Annotated in this window: 29 protein-coding genes; 1 reads left to right on the top strand and 28 read right to left on the bottom strand. The window is 63.9% G+C overall.

Features of this window, described 5'->3' with window-relative positions; all coding sequences use genetic code 11:
- The first annotated feature begins 14 nt into the window (after positions 1-14).
- Entirely contained in the window at positions 15-2876 is a 2862-nt protein-coding gene (gene uvrA, locus BLP95_RS15185; protein ID WP_089680853.1) for an excinuclease ABC subunit UvrA, read from the top strand.
- A 229-nt stretch (positions 2877-3105) separates the two neighbouring features.
- Here the strand turns inward: uvrA and rplQ are convergent, their stop codons facing one another.
- The 28 genes from rplQ to rpsJ form a co-directional block, all read right to left on the bottom strand.
- Positions 3106-3498 (bottom strand): 50S ribosomal protein L17, encoded by a 393-nt coding sequence (rplQ, locus tag BLP95_RS15190; RefSeq protein WP_089680855.1) that lies wholly within the window; start codon positions 3496-3498, stop codon positions 3106-3108.
- 39 nt (positions 3499-3537) lie between these two features.
- Complete coding sequence (locus BLP95_RS15195) at positions 3538-4536, bottom strand: DNA-directed RNA polymerase subunit alpha (protein WP_023007529.1); 999 nt, start codon at positions 4534-4536, stop codon at positions 3538-3540.
- Between the two features lie 79 nt (positions 4537-4615).
- Positions 4616-5236, bottom strand: coding sequence for a 30S ribosomal protein S4 (gene rpsD / locus BLP95_RS15200; protein ID WP_023007530.1), 621 nt, complete (start codon positions 5234-5236; stop codon positions 4616-4618).
- Between the two features lie 12 nt (positions 5237-5248).
- Positions 5249-5635, bottom strand: a complete 387-nt coding sequence (rpsK, locus tag BLP95_RS15205; RefSeq protein WP_013331014.1) for a 30S ribosomal protein S11 — start codon at positions 5633-5635, stop codon at positions 5249-5251.
- A gap of 39 nt (positions 5636-5674) precedes the next feature.
- Positions 5675-6031 (bottom strand): 30S ribosomal protein S13, encoded by a 357-nt coding sequence (rpsM, locus tag BLP95_RS15210; RefSeq protein ID WP_023007531.1) that lies wholly within the window; start codon positions 6029-6031, stop codon positions 5675-5677.
- 125 nt (positions 6032-6156) lie between these two features.
- Positions 6157-6270 carry a 50S ribosomal protein L36 gene (gene rpmJ, locus BLP95_RS15215; RefSeq protein WP_031384759.1) on the bottom strand — a complete coding sequence of 38 codons (114 nt, stop codon included), beginning with the start codon at positions 6268-6270 and terminating at the stop codon, positions 6157-6159.
- A 72-nt stretch (positions 6271-6342) separates the two neighbouring features.
- On the bottom strand, positions 6343-7674 hold the full coding sequence (secY, locus tag BLP95_RS15220) for a preprotein translocase subunit SecY (protein ID WP_089680857.1): 1332 nt from the start codon (positions 7672-7674) through the stop codon (positions 6343-6345).
- Complete coding sequence (rplO, locus tag BLP95_RS15225; RefSeq protein WP_023007533.1) at positions 7675-8109, bottom strand: 50S ribosomal protein L15; 435 nt, start codon at positions 8107-8109, stop codon at positions 7675-7677.
- A 3-nt stretch (positions 8110-8112) separates the two neighbouring features.
- Positions 8113-8295, bottom strand: a complete 183-nt coding sequence (rpmD, locus tag BLP95_RS15230; protein WP_016419098.1) for a 50S ribosomal protein L30 — start codon at positions 8293-8295, stop codon at positions 8113-8115.
- Positions 8296-8300: 5 nt separating this feature from the next.
- Positions 8301-8801, bottom strand: coding sequence for a 30S ribosomal protein S5 (gene rpsE / locus BLP95_RS15235; RefSeq protein WP_023007535.1), 501 nt, complete (start codon positions 8799-8801; stop codon positions 8301-8303).
- A gap of 11 nt (positions 8802-8812) precedes the next feature.
- Positions 8813-9163, bottom strand: coding sequence for a 50S ribosomal protein L18 (gene rplR / locus BLP95_RS15240; RefSeq protein ID WP_023007536.1), 351 nt, complete (start codon positions 9161-9163; stop codon positions 8813-8815).
- Positions 9164-9172: 9 nt separating this feature from the next.
- Positions 9173-9703: a 50S ribosomal protein L6 gene (gene rplF / locus BLP95_RS15245; RefSeq protein WP_089680859.1), complete on the bottom strand. Its 531-nt coding sequence runs from the start codon at positions 9701-9703 to the stop codon at positions 9173-9175.
- Positions 9704-9712: 9 nt separating this feature from the next.
- Entirely contained in the window at positions 9713-10105 is a 393-nt protein-coding gene (gene rpsH, locus BLP95_RS15250) for a 30S ribosomal protein S8 (RefSeq protein ID WP_023007538.1), read from the bottom strand.
- A 32-nt stretch (positions 10106-10137) separates the two neighbouring features.
- Positions 10138-10443: a 30S ribosomal protein S14 gene (gene rpsN, locus BLP95_RS15255; protein ID WP_031218882.1), complete on the bottom strand. Its 306-nt coding sequence runs from the start codon at positions 10441-10443 to the stop codon at positions 10138-10140.
- 10 nt (positions 10444-10453) lie between these two features.
- Positions 10454-10993: a 50S ribosomal protein L5 gene (gene rplE, locus BLP95_RS15260; protein WP_023007540.1), complete on the bottom strand. Its 540-nt coding sequence runs from the start codon at positions 10991-10993 to the stop codon at positions 10454-10456.
- A gap of 18 nt (positions 10994-11011) precedes the next feature.
- Entirely contained in the window at positions 11012-11329 is a 318-nt protein-coding gene (gene rplX / locus BLP95_RS15265; RefSeq protein WP_023007541.1) for a 50S ribosomal protein L24, read from the bottom strand.
- 14 nt (positions 11330-11343) lie between these two features.
- Positions 11344-11715 (bottom strand): 50S ribosomal protein L14, encoded by a 372-nt coding sequence (rplN, locus tag BLP95_RS15270; RefSeq protein WP_023007542.1) that lies wholly within the window; start codon positions 11713-11715, stop codon positions 11344-11346.
- Between the two features lie 39 nt (positions 11716-11754).
- Positions 11755-12015, bottom strand: coding sequence for a 30S ribosomal protein S17 (gene rpsQ, locus BLP95_RS15275; protein ID WP_023007543.1), 261 nt, complete (start codon positions 12013-12015; stop codon positions 11755-11757).
- Between the two features lies 1 nt (position 12016).
- Positions 12017-12208 carry a 50S ribosomal protein L29 gene (rpmC, locus tag BLP95_RS15280; RefSeq protein ID WP_023007544.1) on the bottom strand — a complete coding sequence of 64 codons (192 nt, stop codon included), beginning with the start codon at positions 12206-12208 and terminating at the stop codon, positions 12017-12019.
- A complete protein-coding gene (rplP, locus tag BLP95_RS15285; RefSeq protein ID WP_023007545.1) occupies positions 12208-12621 on the bottom strand; it encodes a 50S ribosomal protein L16 in 414 nt (137 codons plus the stop codon). Before rplP ends, rpmC begins: the two co-directional genes overlap by 1 nt.
- 15 nt (positions 12622-12636) lie before the next feature.
- Positions 12637-13335, bottom strand: coding sequence for a 30S ribosomal protein S3 (rpsC, locus tag BLP95_RS15290; RefSeq protein ID WP_023007546.1), 699 nt, complete (start codon positions 13333-13335; stop codon positions 12637-12639).
- Between the two features lie 11 nt (positions 13336-13346).
- Positions 13347-13679, bottom strand: coding sequence for a 50S ribosomal protein L22 (rplV, locus tag BLP95_RS15295; protein ID WP_016856415.1), 333 nt, complete (start codon positions 13677-13679; stop codon positions 13347-13349).
- An 18-nt stretch (positions 13680-13697) separates the two neighbouring features.
- The gene (gene rpsS, locus BLP95_RS15300; protein ID WP_009098993.1) at positions 13698-13973 is read right to left on the bottom strand and encodes a 30S ribosomal protein S19; all 276 of its coding nucleotides are present in this window, start codon (positions 13971-13973) and stop codon (positions 13698-13700) included.
- Positions 13974-13995: 22 nt separating this feature from the next.
- Complete coding sequence (rplB, locus tag BLP95_RS15305; protein WP_089680861.1) at positions 13996-14823, bottom strand: 50S ribosomal protein L2; 828 nt, start codon at positions 14821-14823, stop codon at positions 13996-13998.
- Between the two features lie 17 nt (positions 14824-14840).
- Entirely contained in the window at positions 14841-15137 is a 297-nt protein-coding gene (gene rplW, locus BLP95_RS15310) for a 50S ribosomal protein L23 (protein WP_023007549.1), read from the bottom strand.
- Positions 15134-15739, bottom strand: a complete 606-nt coding sequence (rplD, locus tag BLP95_RS15315) for a 50S ribosomal protein L4 (RefSeq protein WP_023007550.1) — start codon at positions 15737-15739, stop codon at positions 15134-15136. The genes rplW and rplD overlap by 4 nt, the downstream gene beginning before the upstream one ends.
- A 14-nt stretch (positions 15740-15753) precedes the next feature.
- Positions 15754-16392 carry a 50S ribosomal protein L3 gene (rplC, locus tag BLP95_RS15320; RefSeq protein ID WP_023007551.1) on the bottom strand — a complete coding sequence of 213 codons (639 nt, stop codon included), beginning with the start codon at positions 16390-16392 and terminating at the stop codon, positions 15754-15756.
- A 151-nt stretch (positions 16393-16543) separates the two neighbouring features.
- On the bottom strand, positions 16544-16855 hold the full coding sequence (gene rpsJ, locus BLP95_RS15325; RefSeq protein WP_021819602.1) for a 30S ribosomal protein S10: 312 nt from the start codon (positions 16853-16855) through the stop codon (positions 16544-16546).
- Between the last annotated feature and the right edge of the window lie 73 nt (positions 16856-16928).

Here is a 16928-nt window from a genome sequence, read left to right on the forward strand (position 1 = left end):
GCCACGAGGTGGGAATGGACAGGATTCTGGTCAGGGGTGCGCGCACCCATAACCTGAAGAACATCGACGTCGAGCTGCCCCGCGACAAGCTGATCGTGGTCACCGGGCTCTCCGGCTCGGGCAAGTCGTCGCTGGCCTTCGACACCCTCTACGCCGAGGGGCAGCGCCGCTACGTGGAGTCGCTCTCCACCTACGCCCGGCAGTTCCTGTCGATGATGGAGAAGCCCGACGTCGACCATATCGAGGGGCTCTCCCCGGCGATCTCCATCGAGCAGAAGTCCACCTCCCACAACCCGCGCTCCACCGTCGGCACCATCACCGAGATCTATGACTACCTGCGCCTGCTGTTCGCCCGCGCCGGCACCCCGCGCTGCCCCGAGCACGGCGAGGATCTGGAGGCCCAGACCGTCTCCCAGATGGTGGACCAGGTGCTGGCGCTGCCCGAGGGCAGCAAGCTGATGCTGCTGGCCCCGGTGGTCAAGGGGCGCAAGGGCGAGCACCTGCAGCTGCTCGCCGAGCTGCGCGCCCAGGGCTTCGTGCGCGCCATGGTCGACGGCCAGGTGCTGGAGCTCGACGACATCGCCCCGCTGGACAAGAACAGGAAGCACGACATCAGCGTGGTGGTGGACCGCATCAAGGTGCGCGAGGGGCTCCAGCAGCGCCTCGCCGAGTCCTTCGAGACCGCGCTGGGCCTTGCCGATGGCGTCGCCATGGTGCACTTCATGGACGGCGAGCAGGAGGACATCGCCTTCTCGGCACGCTTCGCCTGCCCGGTATGCGGCTACTCCATCGCCGAGCTCGAGCCGCGCATGTTCTCCTTCAACAACCCCGCCGGCGCCTGCCCGACCTGCGACGGCCTGGGGGTGCAGCAGGTGTTCGACCCCGACAAGCTGATCAGCCACCCCGAGCTGTCCCTGGCCGAGGGGGTGATCAAGGGCTGGGACCGGCGCAGCGTCTTCTACTTCAACCAGCTCAAGGCGGTGGCGGACCACTACCGCTTCACCCTGGAGACTCCCTGGAAGGAACTCGCCCGCCACGAGCGCGAGGTCATCCTCCACGGCAGCGGCCACGACGACATCGCCTTCGACTACGTCAATGACCGCGGCCGCAAGGTGACCCGCGAGCACCCCTTCGAGGGGGTGCTGCCCAACCTCCAGCGCCGCTACCGCGAGACCGAATCCAGCATGGTGCGCGAAGAGCTGGCCCGCTACATCGCCGTGCAGCCCTGCCCGGCCTGCGCGGGGAGCCGGCTGCGCAAGGAGTCCCGCCACGTCTACATCGACGAGCACACCCTGCCGGAGATGGTACGCCTGCCCATCGGCGACGCCTGGCGCTACTTCCAGGGCCTCGAGCTGCCCGGCCGGCGCGGCGAGATCGCGGTCAAGATCGTCAACGAGATCCATGCCCGCCTGGAGTTCCTGGTCAACGTCGGCCTCGACTACCTCAATCTGGAGCGCAGCGCCGAGACCCTCTCCGGCGGCGAGGCGCAGCGCATCCGCCTGGCCAGCCAGATCGGCGCCGGCCTGGTGGGGGTCATGTACATCCTCGACGAGCCCTCCATCGGCCTGCACCAGCGCGACAACGACCGCCTGCTCAAGACCCTGGAGCGGCTGCGCGACCTTGGCAACACCGTGATCGTGGTGGAGCACGACGAGGACGCCATCCGCGCCGCCGACCATGTGCTCGACATCGGTCCGGGGGCCGGCGTCCACGGCGGTCGCATCGTCGCCCAGGGCACCCCCCAGCAGGTCACCGACAACACGCAATCGCTCACCGGGCAGTACCTGGCCGGCACCCGGCGCATCGAGGTGCCGCCCTGGCGGATCCCCGGCAACCCGGAGAAGGTGGTGCGCCTCACCGGCGCCCGCGGCAACAACCTGCAGGACGTCACCCTGGAGCTGCCGCTGGGGCTCTTCGTGTGCGTCACCGGGGTCTCCGGCTCCGGCAAGTCGACGCTGATCAACTCTACCCTGATGCCCATCGCCGCCCGCGAGCTCAACCACGCCACCAGCCTCACCCCCGCCGCCCATGACGGCATCGAGGGGCTCGAGCAACTGGACAAGGTGATCGACATCGACCAGAGCCCCATCGGGCGTACCCCGCGCTCCAACCCCGCCACCTACACCGGCATCTTCACGCCCATCCGCGAGCTCTTCGCCGGCACCCAGGAGGCGCGCTCCCGGGGCTACAAGCCGGGGCGCTTCTCCTTCAACGTCAAGGGCGGGCGCTGCGAGGCGTGCCAGGGCGAGGGCATGATCAAGGTGGAGATGCACTTCCTGCCCGACATCTACGTGCCCTGCGACGTCTGCAAGGGCAAGCGCTACAACCGCGAGACCCTGGAGATCGCCTACAAGGGCAAGAGCATCGACGAGGTGCTGCAGATGACCGTGGAGGAGGCGCTGGAGTTCTTCAGCCCGGTGCCGGCCATCGCCCGCCGCCTGCAGACCCTGCTCGACGTGGGACTCTCCTACATCCGCCTGGGCCAGAGCGCCACCACCCTCTCCGGCGGCGAGGCCCAACGGGTCAAGCTGGCCCGGGAGCTGGCCAAGCGCGACACCGGCCGCACCCTCTACATCCTCGACGAGCCCACCACCGGCCTGCACTTCGAGGATATCCGCCAGCTGCTCACGGTCCTGCACCGGCTGCGCGACCACGGCAATACCATCGTGGTGATCGAGCACAACCTGGACGTGATCAAGACCGCCGACTGGCTGATCGACCTGGGTCCCGAGGGCGGCGCGGGCGGCGGTCGCATCATCGCCGAGGGCACCCCGGAGCAGGTGGCCGGCAACGAGGTCTCACACACCGGACGCTTCCTCAAGCCGCTGCTGGAGCGGGCCAGGGAGCACTCTGGGAAGGCGAAGAGCACGGCGTAGGAGACTGGCGCAAGGAGCAAGGAGCAAGGAGCAAGGAGCAAGGAGCAAGGAGCAAGGAGCAAGGAGCAAGGCAGCATGCTCCGGCCATCTCGGCACCCCCATGGGGTTCCTTGCTACTTGAAACTGGCCGAAGGCCAGCCTTGCCACTTGCCGCTCAACGAAAAAAACCGGCCCCTTGCGGGAGCCGGTTTTTCTTTACAGCGCTTGCCGAAGCCGGGCGCGACGAGGATCACTCCTCGACGGCGTCCTCGGCCTCCTCGACGATCGGGCGATCGACGAGTTCGACGAAGGCCATGGGCGCGTTGTCGCCGGTGCGGAAGCCGCACTTGAGGATACGGACGTAACCGCCCGGACGCTCGGCGTAACGCGGACCCAGCTCGTTGAAGAGCTTGCCGACCGCTTCCTTGGAACGGGTGCGGCTGAAGGCCAGACGACGGTTGGCGACGCTGTCCTGCTTGGCCAGGGTGATGAGCGGCTCGATGACGCGACGCAGCTCCTTGGCCTTGGGCAGGGTTGTCTTGATGACCTCGTGCTCGATCAGCGACACGCTCATGTTCTTGAACATGGCCTGGCGATGCGAGCTCGTACGATTGAGGTGACGACCACTCTTACGATGACGCATGGTTGTGATTCCTTACCAAACTGGGACTCGAGTCGGCGCTCACGCGGAGGCCTTGTCGTCCTTCAGGCTAGCCGGCGGCCAGTTCTCCAGCCGCATGCCCAGGGAGAGACCGCGCGCTGCCAGGACGTCCTTGATCTCGTTCAGGGACTTCTTGCCGAGGTTCGGCGTCTTCAGCAGCTCCACCTCGGTGCGCTGGATCAGATCGCCGATGTAGTAGATATTCTCGGCCTTCAGGCAGTTGGCGCTGCGAACGGTCAACTCGAGATCGTCTACGGGGCGCAGCAGGATCGGATCGATATGATCCTCTTCCTCCTCCACTTCCTGTTCCTTGTCGGCTTCCAGGTCGACGAACGCGGCCAGCTGATCCTGCAGGATGGTCGCGCTGCGACGGATCGCCTCCTCGGGATCCAGGGTGCCGTCGGTCTCCAAGTCGATGATCAGCTTGTCGAGGTCGGTGCGCTGTTCGACACGCGCGGCCTCGACGCTGTAGGAGACCCGACGCACGGGGCTGAAGGTCGCATCCAGCTGCAGGCGGCCGATGGCACGAGACTCGTCGTCGGCACCGACGCGGGCGTCCGCCGGCTCGTAGCCGCGGCCGCGCGCCACCTTGAGCTGCATCTTCAGCTCGGCGCCCTCGTTGACGTGGGCGATGACGTGGTCGGGGTTGACGATCTCGACGTCGTGGTCGAGGGCGATATCCCCTGCGGTCACGACGGCCGGGCCCTGCTTGTTCAGCGAGAGCACCGCCTCGTCGCGGCTATGCATCTTGATCGCCACGTCCTTGAGGTTCAGGAGGATCTCGATGACATCTTCCTGAACGCCCTCGATCGCGCTGTACTCGTGCTCGACGCCGCCGATCTCGGCCTCCACCACGGCGCAGCCGGGCATGGACGAGAGCAGGATGCGGCGCAGGGCGTTGCCCAGGGTGTGGCCGAAGCCACGCTCGAAGGGCTCGAGCACGATCTTCGCGTGGTGTGCGCTGATCTCTTCGACCTTGATGTCGCGCGGGCGAAGAAACTCTGTCACTGAACGCTGCATATGAACACCTTTCAGGCTGCCAAACGGATACTGGGTACTCTGAGCCGGCCCCCGCGAAGGGGCCGGGCGCTAGCAGCGCTTACTTGGAGTACAGCTCGACGATCAGGGCCTCGTTGATGTCGGCAGTCAGGTCGCCGCGCTCGGGCAGCGCCTTGAAGGTGCCTTCCATCTTCTTGGCATCGATCTCGATCCAGGCCACGTCGCCGCGGTTGGCGGCCAGGGCCAGGGCGTTCTGGATGCGCGCCTGATTCTTCGCCTTCTCGCGAACGGAGACGACGTCACCGGGCTTGACCTGGTAGGACGCCACGTTGACGGTCTTGCCGTTCACGGCGATGGCCTTGTGGCTGACCAGCTGACGCGCCTCGGCGCGCGTGGAGCCAAAGCCCATGCGGTAGACGACGTTGTCCAGTCGGGATTCGAGAAGCTGCAGCAACACCTCGCCGGTCGCGCCCTTGAGACGGGCCGCTTCCTTGTAGTAGTTGCGGAACTGCTTCTCGAGCACGCCGTACATGCGGCGCACTTTCTGCTTCTCGCGAAGCTGCAAGCCGTATTCGGAAATACGCTGACGACGCTGGCCGTGCACACCCGGGATCTGCTCGGATTTGCACTTCTTCTCGAAGGGAGTGACACCGCTCTTCAGGAAGAGGTCGGTCCCCTCACGACGAGACAGTTTGCACTTCGGTCCAATGTAACGAGCCATGAATCTGTCTCCTTAAACGCGGCGTTTCTTCGGCGGACGGCAGCCATTGTGGGGAATGGGCGTCGCGTCGGTGATGCTCTGCACGCGGAAGCCGGCGGCGTTGAGCGCGCGCACGGCGGATTCACGGCCAGGACCGGGGCCCTTGACCAGCACGTCGACGTTTTTCACACCATACTCGGCTGCAGCGGTCGCTGCACGCTCGCTTGCCACTTGAGCAGCGAACGGGGTGCTCTTGCGAGAACCACGAAAACCCGAACCACCGGCTGTCGCCCAGGAAAGGGCGTTGCCCTGGCGGTCTGTGATCGTAATGATCGTGTTGTTAAAAGAGGCGTGGATATGCGCGACGGCATCCACTACCTGCTTTTTAACCTTCTTGCGATTGCTACGCGGGTTAGCCATGTTGATGTTTCTTCCTGTCTTTACGCCAGAGCGTGCGTGTTATTTGCGGATCGGCTTGCGCGGGCCCTTGCGGGTACGCGCATTGGTCTTCGTACGCTGACCACGCAGCGGAAGACTACGACGATGACGCAGACCACGGTAGCAACCCAGGTCCATGAGACGCTTGATGTTCAGCGTCACATCACGACGAAGGTCACCTTCAACGGTATACTTGCCGACCTCGGAACGCAGGGTGTCGATCTCTTCGGATGACAGTTCCTGGATCTTGGTGGTCGGCGCGATGCCGGACGCGGCACAGATATCCTGTGCACGAGTGCGGCCAATCCCGAAGATATAGGTCAGCGAGATCGCCGCATGCTTGTTGTCCGGGATATTGACGCCTGCAATACGGGCCATCAGCTTACTCCGAATATGTGAGCGGCTTGCTCGTTGGTCTACTACAAAAGGCGCAATAGCATACCCCTTTACCCTGCGAAGGGCAAGGGGCATGCCGGCACCCGGTTCAGCACAGCGTCAGGGGATCAGCCCTGGCGCTGCTTGTGCCGCGGCTCCGTGCAGATGACGCGGACGGCGCCATTGCGACGGATGATCTTGCAGTTGCGGCACATTTTCTTCACGGAAGCTCGAACTTTCATCGTTCCATCTCCAAAGTCGGCCTGCGAAGCGGCCCACAGGGCCGCGACGCGCCAGTTCGACGAGCGGCGCCCTCAGCGCATGATGCCGCCACCGCCGTAGCCTTTCAGGTTGGACTTCTTCATCACCGACTCGTACTGGTGCGACATGAGGTGCGACTGCACCTGGGCCATGAAGTCCATGATGACCACCACCACGATCAGCAGCGAGGTACCGCCGAAGAAGAACGGCACGTTCCACGCCACGATCAGGAACTGGGGCATCAGGGAAACCGCAGTGATGTACAAGGCGCCGAACAGGGTCAGACGGGTCATGACCTTGTCGACGTAGCGAGCGGTCTGCTCGCCAGGACGAATCCCCGGCAGGAAGGCACCCGACTTCTTGAGGTTGTCGGCGACGTCCTTGGGATTGAAGACCAGCGCTGTGTAAAAGAAGCAGAAGAATACCACCGCCGCGGCAAAAAGCAAGATGTACAGCGGCTGGCCCGGGCCCAGGGCCTGGGACGCCCGCTGCAGCCACTCGAGGCCGTCACCGGCACCCACCCACTGCCCCAGCGAGGCCGGGAACAGCAGGATGCTGGAGGCGAAGATGGCCGGAATGACGCCGGCCATGTTCACCTTCAGGGGCAGGTAGCTGCTCTGGCCGGCATACATCTTGTTGCCGACCTGGCGCCGCGGGTAGTTCACCGTGATGCGGCGCTGGCCGCGCTCGATGAACACCACCAGGGCCACGGTGGCCACGCCCAGCACCGAGAGGGCCAGCAGCGGCAGCACGTTCCACGCGCCTTCGTTGCGGGCCAGCTCGAAGGCCTGGCCGACCGCGCCGGGCAGGCCCGCCACGATACCGGCGAAGATCAGCAGCGAGATGCCGTTGCCGATCCCCTTCTCGGTGATCTGCTCGCCCAGCCACATCAGGAACACCGCACCGGTCACGAAGGTGACGATGGCGGTGAAGTAGAAGCTGAAGTCGGCGGTGTAGGCGATGCCCTGGCTGGCCAGGCCCACCGACATGCCGGTGGCCTGGACCAGCGCCAGGACCACGGTGCCGTAGCGGGTGTACTGGCTGATCTTGCGTCGACCGGCCTCGCCCTCCTTCTTGAGCTGCTCGAGGTGGGGCGAGACGGCGGTCAGCAGCTGCATGATGATCGACGCCGAGATATAGGGCATGATGCCCAGCGCCATGATGCTCATGCGCTCCAGGGCGCCACCCGAGAACATGTTGAACATGCCCAGGATGGTGCCCTGCTGCTCCCTGAACAAGGCAGCAAGCTGGTCAGGATTGATACCGGGCACGGGGATGTGGGCACCGATACGGTACACCACGATGGCGAGGAGCACGAAGCGCAGACGCGCCCACAGTTCACTCAGACCGCTGCCCATCGCCGGCATGTTTCCTGACTTCGCCATTTAGTCCTCTACCTTGCCACCGGCGGCCTCGATCGCGGCACGGGCACCCTTGGTGACCTTGAGACCGCGGACGGTGACCGCCTTGTTCAGTTCGCCGGAGAGGATCACCTTCGCATGCTGCGTGGCGTCCTTCAGCACGTTGGCCTGCTTCAGGGTCTCGAGGGTGACCTCGTCACCGGCGACCTTGGCCAGTTCGGCCAGGCGCACTTCCTCGGAGACCAGCGACTTCGCGGAGGTGAAGCCGAACTTGGGCAGACGCCGCTGCAGAGGCATCTGACCGCCCTCGAAGCCGGGCTTGACGCTGCCGCCGCTGCGCGACTTCTGGCCCTTGTGGCCGCGACCACCGGTCTTGCCCAGACCGGAGCCGATGCCACGACCGACGCGCTTCTCGGCGTGCTTGGAGCCCGGTGCCGGGCTCAGGCTATTGAGTTTCATGGATTACTCTCCCTCAACGCGCACAAGGTAGTTGACCTTGTGGATCATGCCGCGCACGGCGGGGGTGTCTTCCAGTTCAACCGTGTGACCGATGCGGCGCAGGCCGAGGCCCTTCATGGTGGCCTTGTGCTTGGCCAGCACGCCGATGGTGCTGCGGGTCTGGGTAACCTTGATCGTTGCTGCCATGGTGCTCACCCCGTAATCGCTTCGACAGGCAGACCGCGCTTGGCGGCGATGTCTTCCGGCGACTGCATGGCGGTCAGGCCCTTGACGGTCGCCCGCACCACGTTCACCGGGTTGGTCGAGCCGTAGCACTTGGCCAGCACGTCGTGGACACCGGCCAGCTCCAGCACGGAGCGCATGGCGCCGCCGGCGATGATGCCGGTACCCTCGGAGGCGGGCTGCATGTACACCTTGGAGGCGCCGTGACGGGCCTTGACCGGGTACTGCAGGGTGCCGCCGGTGAGGTGCACCTTGACCATGTTGCGACGCGCCTGGTCCATCGCCTTCTGGATCGCGACCGGCACCTCACGCGCCTTGCCGCGGCCGAAGCCGACACGACCCTTGCCGTCACCCACGACGGTCAGGGCGGTGAAACCGAAGATACGGCCACCCTTGACCACCTTGGCAACACGGTTGACCTGGACCAGCTTCTCCTGGAGGTCGCCGCTTTGCTGTTCGTTCTTCGCCATCGTAAAACCCTTTAGAATTCCAGGCCGCCTTCACGAGCGGCGTCGGCCAGGGCCTTGACGCGGCCGTGGTACTTGAAACCGGCGCGATCGAAGGCTACCTGGGTGATGCCCGCTTCCTTGGCGCGCTCGGCAATCAGTGCGCCCACCTTGGCGGCGGCGTCGGCATTGCCGGTCGCACCCTCGCGCAGGGCCTTGTCCAGCGTGGAAGCGCTGGCCAGGACCTTGCCACCATCCGGCGAGATGATCTGCGCGTAGATGTGGCGCGGGGTACGGTTGACGCACAGGCGATACACGCCCAGCTCGCGGATCTTGGCGCGAGCGCGGCGGGCACGACGGAGACGAGATTCTTTCTTCGCGTTCATAACCCTGCCTTACTTCTTCTTGGCTTCTTTGCGACGCACCTGCTCGTCGGCGTACCGGACACCCTTGCCCTTGTAGGGCTCGGGCGGACGGAAGGCGCGGATTTCCGCGGCGACCTGACCGAGGCGCTGCTTGTCCGCGCTCTTCAGCACGATCTGGGTGTTCTTGGGCGTTTCCGCCGTGACACCCTCAGGCAGCGTGTACTCGACCGGGTGCGAGAAGCCCAGTGACAGATTGAGCGTCTGGCCCTTGGCCTGGGCACGATAACCGACGCCGATGATTTCGAGGGACTTGGTGAAGCCTTCGCTCACACCGGTCACCACATTCTGAACCAGGGCACGGGTGGTACCGGCCATGGCCCAGCTCTTGGCGGACTCGCTGGGGGCGAAGGTCAGCTGACCCTCCTCCTGAGCCACCACCACGTCGGGATGGATGGTCAGGGACAGGGTGCCCTGGCCGCCCTTGGCGGTCAGCTGGTCACCGTCGAGCTTGATCTCGACGCCAGCGGGCACTTTTACCGGATATTTGGCTACGCGGGACATTCCAAACTCCTAGAATACGGTGCAGATGACTTCGCCACCGACACCGGCCTTGCGAGCCGCGCGATCGGTCATCACCCCGTTGGAGGTGGTGACGATAGCGATACCCAGGCCATCGGCGACCTTCGGCAGCGCGTCCTTGCCCTTGTACTGGCGCAGGGACGGCTTGGAAACTCGCTGGATGTGCTCGATGACCGGCTTGCCCTCGAAGTACTTGAGGGTCACGGTCAGCTCGGGCTTGGCGCTCTCGGACACCGCGAAGTCGTTGATGTAACCCTCTTCCTTCAACACGCGGGCCACCTCGACCTTCAGCTTGGAGGACGGCATGGTGACCGTCTCCTTGGTGGCCTGCTGCGCATTGCGGATACGGGTGAACATATCCGCCAGAGTGTCTTGCATGCTCATTTACGTTGCGCTCCTGATGTTTCTACGTGGCGTTACCAGCTGGACTTCTTGAGTCCGGGAACGTCGCCACGCATGGCGGCTTCACGCAGCTTGTTGCGGCCGAGGCCGAACTTGTTGTAGAAGCCGTGCGGACGGCCGGTGACGCGGCAGCGGTTACGCTGACGCACCGGGCTGGAGTCACGCGGCAGCTGCTGCAGCTTGAGCTGCGCATCGAAGCGCTCTTCGTCGGAAGCGTTCACGTCCTGGATGATCGCCTTGAGCTGGGCACGCTTGGCGGCGTACTTCTCCACCAGCTTGGTGCGCTTCAGCTCGCGCTCTACCATGCTTTTCTTTGCCATGATCCCACCCTTATTTCTTGAACGGGAAGTTCAGCGCGCTCAGCAGCGCACGACCTTCTTCATCGGTGTTGGCGGTGGTGGTGATGGTGACATCCAGACCACGAATCCGGTCGATCTTATCATACTCGATCTCCGGGAAGATGATCTGCTCACGCACCCCCATGGAGTAGTTGCCACGACCGTCGAAGGACTTCGGGTTGAGACCACGGAAGTCACGAACGCGGGGGATCGCGATATTCACCAGGCGATCGAGGAAGTCCCACATGCGCTCGGAGCGCAGGGTCACCTTGATCCCGATCGGCCAGCCTTCACGCACCTTGAAGCCCGCGATGGACTTGCGTGCCTTGGTCACCATCGGCTTCTGACCGGAGAGCTTCTCCAGGTCACCGATGGCATTCTCGATCAGCTTCTTGTCGCTGGTCGCCTCGCCGATGCCCATGTTCAGAGTCACCTTGGTGATCCGGGGCACCTGCATCACGTTGGCGTAGCTGAACTGCTCTTTGAGTTGAGCCACCACCTCGTTCTGATAACGTTCTTTCAAGTTCGCCATTTTGCTACCCGACTCGCGTTAGGCGTCGATCTGCGTCTGCGTCGACTTGTAGATACGTACCTTGGTACCGTCTTCCTGAACCTGGAAGCCGACGCGATCCGCCTTTCCGGTCTCCTGGTTGAAGATGGCCACGTTGGACGCGTGAATCGGAGCCTCGCGCTCGACGATACCGCCCTGGTTACCCGCCATGGGGTTGGGCTTGGTGTGACGCTTGATCATGTTCACACCGGACACGACGAAGCGGTCGTCCTTGAGGACGCGCTTGACGGTGCCGCGCTTGCCCTTGTCCTTGCCGGCGATGACGATCACTTCATCGTCACGTTTGATCTTTTGCATATCCGCCTCGCTCCTTACAGCACTTCAGGCGCCAAGGAAATGATCTTCATGAACTTCTCGTTGCGAAGCTCACGGGTCACCGGCCCGAAGATACGGGTGCCGATCGGCTGTTCGTTGGTGTTGTTCAACAGAACCGCCGCATTTCCGTCGAAGCGAATCAGCGAGCCGTCGGGACGACGGACACCGCTGCGGGTGCGGACGACCACCGCCTTCAGCACCTGGCCCTTCTTGACCTTGCCGCGCGGAATGGCTTCCTTCACCGTGACCTTGATGACGTCGCCAACGTGGGCGTAGCGACGGTGTGAACCGCCCAGCACCTTGATGCACTGCACCCGGCGCGCCCCGCTGTTGTCGGCGACATCCAGCATTGTCTGAGTCTGAATCATCGGTTTTCTCCAAACCTAATCTGACTGCAGGCGTGAGCCTTAGCCCTTGGCCTGCTCGACCACCTCGACCAGCGTCCAGGACTTGGTCTTGGACAGCGGACGGCACTCCTGGATGGAGACCGTATCACCGGCCTTCGCCTGGTTCGCCTCGTCATGGGCGTGCAGCTTGGTGGAGCGCTTTACGTATTTGCCGTAGATCGGGTGCCGCACGCGGCGCTCGATCATCACGACGATGGACTTGTCCATCTTGTCGCTCACCACCTTGCCGGTGAGCGTACGGGTTTTTTTCTCTTCGGCCATCTCAGTCACCTGCCTTCTCGTTGAGCACAGTCTTCACCCGGGCGATGTCCCGACGAACCTGCTTGAGCAGATGCGTCTGGCTGAGCTGGCCGGTGGCCTTCTGCATGCGCAGGTTGAACTGCTCGCGGAGGAGTTCGAGGAGCTGATCGTTCAGCTCGTCGACTGACTTTTCACGGATTTCCTGGGCTTTCATCACATCACCGTCCGTTTCACAAAGGTGGTGGAGACCGGGAACTTCTGTGCCGCCAGGCCGAAGGCCTCGCGCGCCAGCTCCTCGGACACGCCTTCGATCTCGTAGAGGATCCGGCCGGGCTGGATCTGCGCGACCCAGTACTCGACGGAGCCCTTGCCCTTACCCATACGGACCTCGAGGGGCTTCTTGGAGATCGGCTTGTCCGGGAAGACCCGGATCCAGATCTTGCCGCCACGCTTGACGTGACGGGTGATCGCACGGCGACCGGCTTCGATCTGACGGGCGGTGATGCGACCGCGACCAGTGGCCTTGAGGCCATACTCGCCGAAGCTCACCTTGCTTCCGCGATGCGCCAGGCCACGGTTGCGGCCCTTCTGCATCTTGCGGAATTTCATGCGCTTGGGTTGTAACATCGACTCGCTCTCCCCTTACCTGGAACCTTTCTTCTTGGAGGGCGCGGCCTGAGGCTGCTTCGCCTTGGCGCGGACCTCTTCGATGCCCCCGAGGATCTCACCCTTGAAGACCCAGACCTTGACACCGATGATGCCGTAGGTGGTCTTGGCCTCGTAGGTGGCGTAGTCGATGTCCGCACGCAGGGTGTGCAGCGGAACACGACCTTCGCGATACCACTCGGTGCGGGCGATCTCGGCACCGCCGAGGCGGCCGGAGAGCTGCACCTTGATGCCGCCAGCGCCCAGGCGCATGGCGTTCTGCACGGCGCGCTTCATGGCGCGACGGAACATCACGCGGCGCTCGAGCTGGCCGGCGATGTTCTGGGCCACGAGCTGAGCGTCCAGCTCGGGCTTGCGCACTTCCTCGATGTTGACGTGCACGGGCACGCCCATCATCGCGGTGACCTCGCGACGCAGACGGTCGACGTCCTCGCCCTTCTTGCCGATCACGATGCCCGGACGGGCGGTGTGAATGGTGATGCGGGCGTTGTTGGCAGGACGCTCGATGGTGATCTTGCTCACGGAGGCGTTCTTCAGACGCTCCTCCAGGAAGCGACGCACCTCGAGGTCGTTGTTCAGCTTGTCGGCATAGGCGCCGCGCTCGGCGTACCAGACCGAGGTATGGTCCTTGACGATACCCAGGCGGATGCCTGTTGGATTGACTTTCTGACCCATCTGGTCGACTCCTACTTCTCGGCTACCTTGACGGTGATGTGGCAGGTGCGCTTCAGAATGCGATCCGCACGGCCCTTGGCGCGCGGACGGATGCGCTTGAGCGTCATGCCCTCATCGACGCAGATGGTCGAGACACGCAGCTCGTCGATATCCATGCCGTTGTTTTCTTCCGCGTTCGCGATGGCGGACTGCAGCACCTTCTTGACCAGCTTGGCTGCCTTCTTCGGGGAGAAGGTCAGCAGGTCGAGTGCTTCGGCGACCGGCTTACCGCGCACCTGGTCAGCCACCAAACGGGCCTTCTGGGCGGATAAGCTAGCGCCACGCAGCTTTGCTGTGACTTCCATCTCTAATCCTCTCTCGGCTTACCGTTTGGCTTTCTTGTCCGCCGCGTGACCGCGATAGGTGCGGGTGGCAGCGAATTCGCCCAGCTTGTGGCCAACCATTTCCTCGGAGACATGCACCGGGACGTGCTGGCGACCGTTATGGACCGCAATGGTGAGCCCGACCATGTTGGGCAGGATCATGGAACGACGCGACCAGGTCTTGATCGGTTTGCGGTCGTTCTTCTCCACTGCAGCCTCAACCTTCTTCAGCAGATGAAGGTCGATAAAGGGACCTTTCTTCAGTGAACGTGGCACAGCCGTTACCTCTTAAAGTGTGTTACTTGGCCTTGCGGCGACGAACGATCAGCTTGTCGGTGCGCTTGTTCTTGCGGGTCTTGTGGCCCTTGGTGGGCACGCCCCACGGAGTCACCGGATGACGACCCCCGCTGGTGCGGCCTTCACCACCACCATGCGGGTGATCCACCGGGTTCATGGCCACGCCGCGAACGGTCGGACGCACACCTTTCCAGCGCTTCGCACCGGCCTTGCCAAGCTGACGCAGGCTGTGCTCGGAGTTGCTCACTTCCCCCAGGGTCGCGCGGCACTCGCTCAGCACCTTGCGCATCTCGCCGGAGCGCAGACGCAGGGTGGCGTAGTTGCCTTCACGGGCGACCAGCTGGGCGCTGGTGCCGGCGCTGCGAGCGATCTGTGCGCCCTTGCCGGGCTTGAGCTCGATGCAGTGCACGGTGGAACCCAGCGGGATGTTGCGCAGCGGCAGGGCGTTGCCCTTCTTGATCGCCGCGTTGACGCCGGACTCGAGACGATCGCCGGCGCTCACGCCCTTGGGGGCGATGATGTAGCGACGCTCGCCGTCGACGTACTTGAGCAGAGCGATGTGGGCGCTACGGTTGGGATCGTACTCCAGGCGCTCGACGACGGCGGGTACGCCATCCTTGGTGCGCTTGAAGTCGATGACCCGGTAGTGCTGACGGTGACCACCGCCCACGTGGCGGGTGGTGATGCGACCGTTGTTGTTACGACCGCCGCTGCGTGACTGCTTCTCGAGCAGGGGCGCGTAGGGCTTGCCCTTGTGCAGCTCGTCGTTCACGACCTTGATCAGGTGGCGACGACCGGCGGATGTGGGTTTGGTCTTGACGATTGCCATTATCCGTACTCCTGCCCTTATTCGGCGCCAGAGAAGTCTTCAAGGGTCTCGCCGGCGGCCAGCGTGACGTAGGCCTTGCGATACCCCTTGCGGTGACCCAGACCGTGCGCGGTGCGCTTGGTCTTGCCCTTGACGTTCAGCGTCTGAACGCGGTCGACCTTCTTGCCGAACAGGGCCTCGACGGCCTTCTTGATCTCGGGCTTGGTCGCGTCGCCGGCCACCTTGAACACGTACTGGTTGCGTTCGGCAGCCATGGCGGCCTTCTCGGTCACGTGCGGACCGAGCAGCACCTTGAATACACGCTCCTGGTTCATGCCAGCTTCTCCTCGAATTTGCGCAGGGCGGAGACGGTGACCAGCACCTTGTCGAAGGCGACCAGGCTCACCGGGTCGGCGGCGGCCACGTCGACCACATCCACGTTGGGGATGTTACGGGCGGCCAGGTAGAGCTTCTCGTCGACCTCCTCGGTGACGATCAGCGCCTTCTCCAGGCCCAGCTCGTTGAGCTTGGCGACCAGCTGCTTGGTCTTCGGGGCGTCGACGGTGATCTCCTCGACGGCCACCAGGCGCTCCTGACGGACCAGCTCGGAGAGGATGGAGCGCATCGCCGCGCGGTACATCTTGCGGTTGACCTTCTGGGTGTAGTCCTGGGGACGAGCCGCGAAGGTCACGCCGCCGCTGCGCCACAGCGGGGAGCGGATGGTACCGGCGCGGGCACGACCGGTGCCCTTCTGGCGCCACGGCTTCTTGCCGCCGCCTCGCACGTCGGAACGGTTCTTCTGGGCGCGGGTGCCCTGGCGACCACCGGCCAGGTAGGCGGTGACGACCTGGTGCACGAGCGCTTCGTTGAATTCTTTGCCAAAGGTGGCGTCGGACAGCTCGACGGAGCCGGCGCCGGCAGCAAGATTCAGATTCATCGGTAAGTTCCCCTTCAGCCAGCTTTCACGGCGCTGCGCACGATGACGTCACTGCCGGTAGCACCGGGCACGGCGCCCTTGACCAGCAGCAGGTTACGTTCGGCATCGACACGCACGACTTCGAGACTCTGGACGGTGCAACGCACGTTGCCCATCTGGCCGGCCATTTTCTTGCCCTTGAACACGCGTCCCGGGGTCTGGCACATGCCGATGGAGCCCGGCGCGCGGTGCGACAGGGAGTTACCGTGGCTGTTGTCCTGGGTGCGGAAGTTCCAGCGCTTGACGGCGCCCTGGAAGCCCTTGCCCTTGGAGCTGCCGGTCACGTCGATCTTCTGACCAGCTTCGAAGAGGGATACGGTGAGTTCGCCGCCCACTTCCGGAGCTTCGTCGCCTTCTGCCAGGCGGAACTCCATCAGCGAACGACCGGCCTCGATACCTGCCTTGGCGAACTGTCCCGCCTGGGACTTCGACAGGTGCTTGGCCTTGCGGGAGCCGGTTGTGACCTGAACCGCCGCGTAGCCGTCGGACTCGACGGTCTTGACGCAGGTGACACGGTTCGGCTCAACCTCGATCACGGTTACGGGCACTGAGGCGCCATCTTCGGTGAAGACACGGGTCATCCCGGCCTTCTTGCCGACTAAACCGATAGTCATTCTCTATCTCCTATAGTGTACGGGGCTATCACCCGCTATGGCTGCCCTTTCCAGAGCATTCCACTAGCACGTTGTGTGGCGCCTCACGGCGCGGCGGCTGCTGCTCGGGCGTCGTGCCGAGCGCTGGGCCGCGGTGTCTAGTGTCAGATGATCAGTCGAGCTTGATCTGCACGTCCACGCCGGCGGCGAGGTCGAGCTTCATCAGGGCGTCGACGGTCTTCTCCGTCGGCTCGACGATGTCGAGCACGCGCTTGTGCGTGCGAATCTCGTACTGGTCGCGCGCGTCCTTGTTGACGTGCGGCGAGATCAGCACGGTATAGCGCTCGCGGTTGGTCGGCAGAGGGATCGGACCCCGCACCTGGGCGCCGGTACGCTTGGCGGTTTCCACAATCTCCGCCGCGGACTGGTCGATCAGGCGATGGTCGAAGGCCTTCAACCGAATGCGAATCTTCTGGTTCTGCATTAGCCCTAACTCCAATGGAAGTCGACGGCGCGTGCCGCCTACCCACGCATTCAAAGGATGCGCATTATAGGCG

The sequence above is a fragment of the Halomonas shengliensis genome, from assembly GCF_900104135.1.
Classification (GTDB): domain Bacteria; phylum Pseudomonadota; class Gammaproteobacteria; order Pseudomonadales; family Halomonadaceae; genus Halomonas; species Halomonas shengliensis.

What these genes read in the sequence shown, in the direction of transcription:
- rpsE (WP_023007535.1), bottom strand. Translation starts at nt 8,801, where the DNA reads ATGGCGAAGAACGAACAGCAAAGCGGCGACCTCCAGGAGAAGCTGGTC.
- rpsH (WP_023007538.1), bottom strand. Translation starts at nt 10,105, where the DNA reads ATGAGCATGCAAGACACTCTGGCGGATATGTTCACCCGTATCCGCAAT.
- rplB (WP_089680861.1), bottom strand. Translation starts at nt 14,823, where the DNA reads ATGGCAATCGTCAAGACCAAACCCACATCCGCCGGTCGTCGCCACCTG.
- rplQ (WP_089680855.1), bottom strand. Translation starts at nt 3,498, where the DNA reads ATGCGTCATCGTAAGAGTGGTCGTCACCTCAATCGTACGAGCTCGCAT.
- rplX (WP_023007541.1), bottom strand. Translation starts at nt 11,329, where the DNA reads ATGCAAAAGATCAAACGTGACGATGAAGTGATCGTCATCGCCGGCAAG.
- rplD (WP_023007550.1), bottom strand. Translation starts at nt 15,739, where the DNA reads ATGAATCTGAATCTTGCTGCCGGCGCCGGCTCCGTCGAGCTGTCCGAC.
- rpsC (WP_023007546.1), bottom strand. Translation starts at nt 13,335, where the DNA reads ATGGGTCAGAAAGTCAATCCAACAGGCATCCGCCTGGGTATCGTCAAG.
- rpsN (WP_031218882.1), bottom strand. Translation starts at nt 10,443, where the DNA reads ATGGCAAAGAAAAGCATGGTAGAGCGCGAGCTGAAGCGCACCAAGCTG.
- rpmD (WP_016419098.1), bottom strand. Translation starts at nt 8,295, where the DNA reads ATGGCAGCAACGATCAAGGTTACCCAGACCCGCAGCACCATCGGCGTG.
- rplF (WP_089680859.1), bottom strand. Translation starts at nt 9,703, where the DNA reads ATGTCCCGCGTAGCCAAATATCCGGTAAAAGTGCCCGCTGGCGTCGAG.
- rplO (WP_023007533.1), bottom strand. Translation starts at nt 8,109, where the DNA reads ATGAAACTCAATAGCCTGAGCCCGGCACCGGGCTCCAAGCACGCCGAG.
- rplE (WP_023007540.1), bottom strand. Translation starts at nt 10,993, where the DNA reads ATGGCGAACTTGAAAGAACGTTATCAGAACGAGGTGGTGGCTCAACTC.
- rplV (WP_016856415.1), bottom strand. Translation starts at nt 13,679, where the DNA reads ATGGAAGTCACAGCAAAGCTGCGTGGCGCTAGCTTATCCGCCCAGAAG.
- rplC (WP_023007551.1), bottom strand. Translation starts at nt 16,392, where the DNA reads ATGACTATCGGTTTAGTCGGCAAGAAGGCCGGGATGACCCGTGTCTTC.
- rpsQ (WP_023007543.1), bottom strand. Translation starts at nt 12,015, where the DNA reads ATGGCCGAAGAGAAAAAAACCCGTACGCTCACCGGCAAGGTGGTGAGC.
- rplW (WP_023007549.1), bottom strand. Translation starts at nt 15,137, where the DNA reads ATGAACCAGGAGCGTGTATTCAAGGTGCTGCTCGGTCCGCACGTGACC.
- rpmJ (WP_031384759.1), bottom strand. Translation starts at nt 6,270, where the DNA reads ATGAAAGTTCGAGCTTCCGTGAAGAAAATGTGCCGCAACTGCAAGATC.
- rpsD (WP_023007530.1), bottom strand. Translation starts at nt 5,236, where the DNA reads ATGGCTCGTTACATTGGACCGAAGTGCAAACTGTCTCGTCGTGAGGGG.
- rpsM (WP_023007531.1), bottom strand. Translation starts at nt 6,031, where the DNA reads ATGGCCCGTATTGCAGGCGTCAATATCCCGGACAACAAGCATGCGGCG.
- BLP95_RS15195 (WP_023007529.1), bottom strand. Translation starts at nt 4,536, where the DNA reads ATGCAGCGTTCAGTGACAGAGTTTCTTCGCCCGCGCGACATCAAGGTC.
- rplN (WP_023007542.1), bottom strand. Translation starts at nt 11,715, where the DNA reads ATGATTCAGACTCAGACAATGCTGGATGTCGCCGACAACAGCGGGGCG.
- rpmC (WP_023007544.1), bottom strand. Translation starts at nt 12,208, where the DNA reads ATGAAAGCCCAGGAAATCCGTGAAAAGTCAGTCGACGAGCTGAACGAT.
- secY (WP_089680857.1), bottom strand. Translation starts at nt 7,674, where the DNA reads ATGGCGAAGTCAGGAAACATGCCGGCGATGGGCAGCGGTCTGAGTGAA.
- uvrA (WP_089680853.1), top strand. Translation starts at nt 15, where the DNA reads ATGGACAGGATTCTGGTCAGGGGTGCGCGCACCCATAACCTGAAGAAC.
- rpsJ (WP_021819602.1), bottom strand. Translation starts at nt 16,855, where the DNA reads ATGCAGAACCAGAAGATTCGCATTCGGTTGAAGGCCTTCGACCATCGC.
- rplR (WP_023007536.1), bottom strand. Translation starts at nt 9,163, where the DNA reads ATGAACGCGAAGAAAGAATCTCGTCTCCGTCGTGCCCGCCGCGCTCGC.
- rpsK (WP_013331014.1), bottom strand. Translation starts at nt 5,635, where the DNA reads ATGGCTAACCCGCGTAGCAATCGCAAGAAGGTTAAAAAGCAGGTAGTG.
- rplP (WP_023007545.1), bottom strand. Translation starts at nt 12,621, where the DNA reads ATGTTACAACCCAAGCGCATGAAATTCCGCAAGATGCAGAAGGGCCGC.